Origin of the sequence: Mammaliicoccus fleurettii (genome assembly GCF_003970575.1) — a bacterium.
Lineage (GTDB): Bacteria > Bacillota > Bacilli > Staphylococcales > Staphylococcaceae > Mammaliicoccus > Mammaliicoccus fleurettii.
On the sequence record NZ_RXWZ01000190.1, the window covers coordinates 1 to 6714 of the forward strand.

The 6714-nt window shown below is 31.6% G+C and carries 7 protein-coding genes; all 7 read right to left on the reverse strand.

Annotated features, from left to right (window positions below):
- Positions 1 to 120: 120 nt before the first annotated feature.
- On the reverse strand, positions 121 to 354 hold the full coding sequence (locus CD129_RS11965; protein ID WP_115337547.1) for an acyl carrier protein: 234 nt from the start codon (positions 352 to 354) through the stop codon (positions 121 to 123).
- Positions 355 to 441: 87 nt separating this feature from the next.
- Positions 442 to 1179: a 3-oxoacyl-[acyl-carrier-protein] reductase gene (fabG, locus tag CD129_RS11970; protein WP_078356119.1), complete on the reverse strand. Its 738-nt coding sequence runs from the start codon at positions 1177 to 1179 to the stop codon at positions 442 to 444.
- Positions 1179 to 2099: an ACP S-malonyltransferase gene (gene fabD / locus CD129_RS11975; RefSeq protein WP_115337548.1), complete on the reverse strand. Its 921-nt coding sequence runs from the start codon at positions 2097 to 2099 to the stop codon at positions 1179 to 1181. The genes fabG and fabD overlap by 1 nt, the downstream gene beginning before the upstream one ends.
- Positions 2092 to 3078, reverse strand: a complete 987-nt coding sequence (gene plsX, locus CD129_RS11980; protein WP_107509151.1) for a phosphate acyltransferase PlsX — start codon at positions 3076 to 3078, stop codon at positions 2092 to 2094. Before plsX ends, fabD begins: the two co-directional genes overlap by 8 nt.
- Entirely contained in the window at positions 3071 to 3640 is a 570-nt protein-coding gene (fapR, locus tag CD129_RS11985; protein ID WP_078356372.1) for a transcription factor FapR, read from the reverse strand. The genes plsX and fapR overlap by 8 nt, the downstream gene beginning before the upstream one ends.
- Positions 3641 to 3794: 154 nt before the next feature.
- Entirely contained in the window at positions 3795 to 4415 is a 621-nt protein-coding gene (locus tag CD129_RS11990) for a class A sortase (protein ID WP_078356116.1), read from the reverse strand.
- Between the two features lie 58 nt (positions 4416 to 4473).
- Positions 4474 to 6513, reverse strand: a complete 2040-nt coding sequence (recG, locus tag CD129_RS11995; RefSeq protein WP_115337549.1) for an ATP-dependent DNA helicase RecG — start codon at positions 6511 to 6513, stop codon at positions 4474 to 4476.
- Between the last annotated feature and the right edge of the window lie 201 nt (positions 6514 to 6714).

The window sequence follows — 6714 nt, forward strand, 5'->3', positions numbered from 1 at the left end:
TATTGATATCTATTTTAATATTTCTAGTCATAATAAAACTCCCTGCTAAGTTTTCACTATTTAAGTGTTTACTTAACAGGGAGCATATCACCAATGGCTACGGGCTTTTTTTAATTAGAATTATTTTTCTAATGATTCAATATATTTAACAGCGTCACCAACTGTGTTGATTTTTTCTGCTTCCTCATCAGGGATTTCCATATCAAATTCATCTTCTAATTCCATTACTAATTCAGCGATATCTAAAGAATCAGCACCTAAATCATCTTTAAATAAAGCTTCAGGTGTTACTTTTTCAGCGTCTACACCTAAACGATCTACAATAATTTCTTTAACTTTATCGAAACTTGCCATTCCATTCACCTCCTTTAAATAATTGTCTATTCTATATAATAAGAAATACAATTTCTCTTACTACCATGTATTACTATATAATAAATCCTATTGCATGTACATTCCGCCATTAACATGAATTGTTTGACCTGTTATATAACTTGCTTTATCGCTTGCAAGGAAAGCAACAGTATTCGCAATATCACTATCTTCACCAAATCTTGCTAATGGTATTTGTGACTTCATTTGTTCTTTTAAATCATCTGATAGTTGATCTGTCATATCTGAAACGATAAAACCTGGAGCTACAGCGTTACAAGTTATACCTCTTGATGCTAATTCTCTTGCGAAAGTTCTTGTCATACCTTCTACACCTGATTTAGTAGCAACATAGTTTACTTGACCAGGATTACCTAAAGCACCAACGACACTTGAAAGGTTGATAATACGGCCTGACTTTTGTTTTAACATAGGTCTTGTAACTGCTTGAACACAGTTAAATACGCCTTTTAAATTTGTGTTAATTACGTCATCCCATTCATCTTGTTTCATTCTCATCAATAAATTATCTTTTGTAATACCTGCATTATTTACTAATACATCAATTGTTCCAAATTGATTCGTAGTTTCTTTAATCATAGCTTTTACTTCATCAATTTCACTAACGTTAGCTTGTATAGCAAATGCATCTACACCGAATTCTTTTATTTCAGAAACAACTTGTTCAGCTTTTTCTTTGTTTCCTGCATAGTTTACGACTACGTTATAGCCTTCTTTACCAAGTTCTAGTGCGATTTTTCTACCAATACCTCTAGAAGCACCCGTTACGATTGCTGTTTTTGTCATTATTCATTCCATCCTTTAATATCGTCAATAGTTTGAATTGATGTTATTTTAACATCTCGGCTAATTTTTTTGACTAAACCAGATAAAACTTTATTCGGACCTACTTCAATAAAATGATCTACACCTTGATCAATTAAATATTCGATAGATTGACTGAATTCTACTGGTGAAAATAATTGTTTCACCATGTTTTCTTTTATTACTTTATGGTCTGTTTCAGGTTTTGCATAAACATTTTGAACGATTGGATGATTCGCATCTTTCCATTCAAATTGGTCAATATAATTTTCAAAATCTTCAGCAATTGTTTTCATCATTGAAGAGTGAAATGGCCCTGAAACTTTCAATGGCATAACACGCTTTGCTCCAAGTGATTTACCTTCTGAGACTAATTTATCTATTAATTCTGAATGTCCAGATACGACAATTTGACCAGGGCAATTAATATTTGCAGGTTCAATTAATTTATCTTCTGTAGATAATTGCTCACATATAGCTCTTACTTCATCAATATTTAGTCCTAAGACTGCAGCCATAGAACCTACGCCTTGTGGAAAAGCTTCAGACATTAATGTACCACGTTTATGTACAATTTGAACTGCATCTTCAAATTTTAATACACCTTCTGATACTAATGCTGAATATTCCCCTAAACTATGTCCTAAAGCAAAGTCATAATTTAAATTTTCCAACGCGTTCATTAGTGCTGAACTATGTGTTAATAAAGCTGGTTGAGTATATTCTGTTAAACCTAAAATTTCTTCTGGATCTTTAAACATTATTTCAAGCAAATCAAAAGATAATGATTCATTTGCTCTATCTAAAATGGATGTTGAATTAATTTCTTTTTGATATAAATCCTCGGCCATCCCTACTTTTTGAGAGCCTTGACCTGGAAACATAATGGCAACTTTACTCATTTATTTCACCTACTGCTTTCTTCATTTTATCTACTATTTTAGTATCTGCAGCTAGTTTAGCTTGTTTAATCGCATTATAAAAAGCTCGTTCGTTTGATGATCCATGTGCTTTTACGACGATACCATTCAGTCCTAATAGAACGGAACCACCATATTCGGCATAGTCCATTTTATCATTAATTTTTTTAAAATCTTTTTTCAAGGTAAGTGCAGCTAGTTTATTTTTAGTTGATGCAGTCATTGCCTCTTTTAACATTTTAAATATACCAGTTGCTGTACCTTCTATTGTTTTTAATACCAAATTCCCGTTATATCCATCTGACACAACAACATCACATGCATCTAAAAGTAAAGATTTTGACTCAACATTACCAATAAAATTATCAAATTTTTCTTCTTTTAATAATTGATATGTTTTTTTAGTTACAGCATTACCTTTAGATTCTTCAGTACCTATATTTAGTAAGGCAAGTGAAGGATTATCGATTTTTCTAACTTGTTTTGCATATATCTCACCCATTTTTGCATATTGAACTAGGTGTTCAGGTTTAGCATCTGAGTTTGCACCGATATCTAAAAATACAAATCCTTTTCCCGTTACTGTAGGAAATGTAGCTACTAACGCTGGTCTTTCTATACCTTTAATTCTACCTACAATAAATAATCCACTACTCATCAACGCACCCGTATTACCAGCTGATACACACGCTTCTGCTTTTCCTTCTTTAACAGCATTAGCCATCAAAACCATAGATGAATTTTTCTTTTTCTTTATAGATCTTACAGGTTCATCATCCATAGTTATCACTTCATCTGTATGTTGAAAAGTGATACGTTCATGTTGATAGTTATATTGTTTTTCATCTCCATACAATAAAATTTCTAAGTCTGGAAAGTCATGAATTGCTGTTTTTACCGATTCTATTACGATACCTGGTGCTTCGTCTCCGCCCATCATATCTATCGCAATTTTAACCATTATTTTCACCCTCGTTCGAATAATACATTTCAAATTGTCCTTGGAAAACAAGTTCCCCATGAACAGTACTTGTTACTTCAACTTTAGCTATATGTTTAGATTTACTAATAACAGTAGCTTTAGCGATTACTCTATCTTTTAAATTTACTGATTTTTTGAATTGAACATTACTCTTAGTGGTTAATGCTAATTCGTCATTGATTAAAGCTACACATAACGAATTTGCTTGAGCAAATAAATAGTGACCTCTCGCAATTTTATTACGTGTAAACACATGTTCTTCTTTAATATCTAAAATTGATATAGCGGATTTATCCAGCTCAATATCAATAATTTCCCCTATTACATCTTCAATGGGCAATGATTTAATTTCATCATGATTTTGTGTTGCTACGTCTTTAATACGTCGTCTTAATTCAGGAATTCCTAGCTCCATTCTATCCAGTCTAATAGTTTGGATGCTTACTTTAAAATATTCACTTAAAGTTTCGTCAGTTATGAAAGGTTCTGCTTTCAAACGATTTGTTAATTCCTTCTGGCGATCTGCTTTCGATAATTTCATTTCATCCATATCCATTCTATTATGTACTTATAGCTAAAATTAGCACCTGCTATCATGACCTACCTTATTTATACTAACATGGGTATAACAATATACTCAACAAATAATACAATAAAAAAGAGTGAAATTTAATTTTTCACTCTTTTAATATAAATTATGATGATTTTTCCTCTACAGCAGTATATATCATACGCTCTTCAAATAATAAAGTTTCAGGATTATAAGTATCACAAGTAATTAATGTTAATTGGTTAGGTTTACCTTTGTGTTCATTCAAAACTTCAACTTGACTAGGTTTAACATTTTTTATGTTATTGATTTTGTATTTTTTTGTACCTTTAACTGTAATGAGCTCAACGCTATCTCCGACTTTAGCTCTATCTAAATTATTAAATCTAATACCTGCCCCTTCGACACGATGACCAGCTATTGCAACATTTTGCTCATTAAGTTGTTCATTTTCATCAACTAATGACAGACCATTTTTTAAATTCTGTTCCGTTGCTGGACCTTTAAATATAGGCTCAGATATATCTGCAGATGGCACTTTTAAATAGCCAACCATATTATCATTAACTTTGAGTTTATTCGTTTCAGTCTTCGTAATCCACGATTCAATCGGATTCACTTTAACTTTATCATTTTGATTTTCATATGATTCAATCACTTTATCATTAACGCGTTCCGTAAAGTAAGTTCTAATATCATTCCAGAAAAATATTGAAATAGCTGTAATGATTAATAAAATTCCTATAATTTTTAAAACCCACCTCATGTATCTTACCTACTCTCAAATTATGGTAATTATAATTTATACAATCCATCTATTGATGTCAATCAAAATTTTGTTCTTCCATTGATTCTTGAACAAGCATTCTTAACTTATCATATTGTGGTTTAAAAAATTCACCCGACTGAACTAATTCACTCGCTTCATCTCTAGCGACTTCCAACATTCTATAATCTTCAACAATATTTGCAACTCTAAAGTCTGGCAATCCACTTTGTTTTACACCAAAGAAATCACCCGGACCTCTCATTTCTAAGTCTCTTTCAGATAAGTAAAATCCATCAGTTGATTCAGTCATAATATGCATACGTTCTACTCCACTTTCAGTTTTTGGGGATGCAACTAAAGTACAATAACTTTGGTGATGACTACGACCTACTCTTCCTCGTAATTGGTGCAGTGTAGATAAACCAAATCGATCTGCATCATAAATGACCATATATGTTGCATTAGGGACGTTTACACCTACTTCAACAACCGTTGTAGATACTAAAATTGCTATTTCATTATTGCTAAATTTATTCATAATTTCATCTTTATCGTCAGCATGCATTTTCCCATGAACAAGTCCTACTTTTTCAGAACCAAATCTTAACTGCAACTGTTCATATATTGCTACAACATTTTGAACATCAAGTGCTTCACTCTCTTCAATCAATGGACATATAACATACGCTTGACGTCCCTTTACGATTTCACTATTGAGTTTATTTAACACATTATCTATCTCATCATGTTTAGCCCATGATGTTATAATTTCTTTACGACCTTTAGGCATTTGTTTGATTGAAGTAACGTCCATTTCTCCAAATGCTGATATTGATAAAGTTCTAGGTATTGGTGTTGCAGTCATAAACAACACGTTTGTATCAGCACCTTTTTCTCTTAACTTTTTCCTTTGATTCACACCAAAGCGATGTTGTTCGTCAATAATAACTAAACCTATTTCATTAAATGATACATCATCTTGTATTAATGCATGTGTACCCACTAAAATATCAATTTCTCCAGCTTCTAACTGCTCTAAAAGTATTTTTCTTTTTTTACCTTTAACTGAACTTGTTAATAAGGCTACATTTAACTTTCCACCAAACAATTCATCTAAGCTAATTGCATGTTGTTCAGCAAGTATAGCTGTTGGAACCATTAAGGCACTTTGTTTACCAGCATTATACATAGCATATATTGCTATAGCTGCAACAACCGTCTTACCTGATCCTACATCACCTTGTAATAATCGATGCATTTTAATAGGGGCTTTTAAATCTCTAAAAATTTCATTCACGCTATTTTTTTGAGCATCTGTTAGTTCGAAAGGCAATGTTTCAATAAATGATTTCACTTCATTCACGTCATAATTGAGTCCTTCAATTTTATTAGATTCTTTCTCCAATTTACTTAACCATTTCATTTTGAGCTGAAATAGAAATAACTCATTAAATGAAAATGTACGACGAGCTAATTTTAAATGCTCAAACTGTACTGGTTTATGTAATATAGGTATGACATCTTTTAATGACATTAATTTATATTTTGTCATTAATTCTGGAGATAACCATTCGTCTATATCAACTAGACTTAATGCTTGCTCTATATATTTATTAAGTTGCTTTTGTTTAAGCCCCTCTTTCAATCTATATATAGGGGTTAATGCATTGCCACCATCTTCTTTTTCCGCCATAACTTTTTGACCTGTTATAACTTGTTTCTTTTGTTCCCATTTGCCCTTCACCGATACCGTTTCACCCATTTTGAGTCTTTTTTTCAAATATGGTTGGTTAAAGAATGTTACTTTTACAGCTGTATTATCTATCATCATATGGCATGTTAATTTTGATTTATTTCTACCAAAAAATGCAACAGTTGGACTAGAATATACTTCTCCTATAACTGTTACAACATCACCATCATTAGCTTCATTTAAATTGATGACTGATTCATCTTCATAACGAGTTGGTAAATACAGTACAAGGTCTTCTAAAGTATAAATATTTAATTCATTTAACAGCTGAAGACTTTTCGGTCCAACACCTTTAAGTTCTTGCAGTGTATGGTCTGTATATATCAGATGTTGCTTTCTCATTTTTATCACCTATATTAATTAATACTCTAATTATAGAACAAATATTTATGATTAACCAATCGAATTCATTTTACAAACAATTGTGTAGAACAATTAACCTTATATATAAACAAACATACTAAGATTAGCTATGAAGAAATCTATGACGATAGATTTTTTCATAGCTATTTTTTATAGTTATAGAGAGAGGTAGACTGTGCG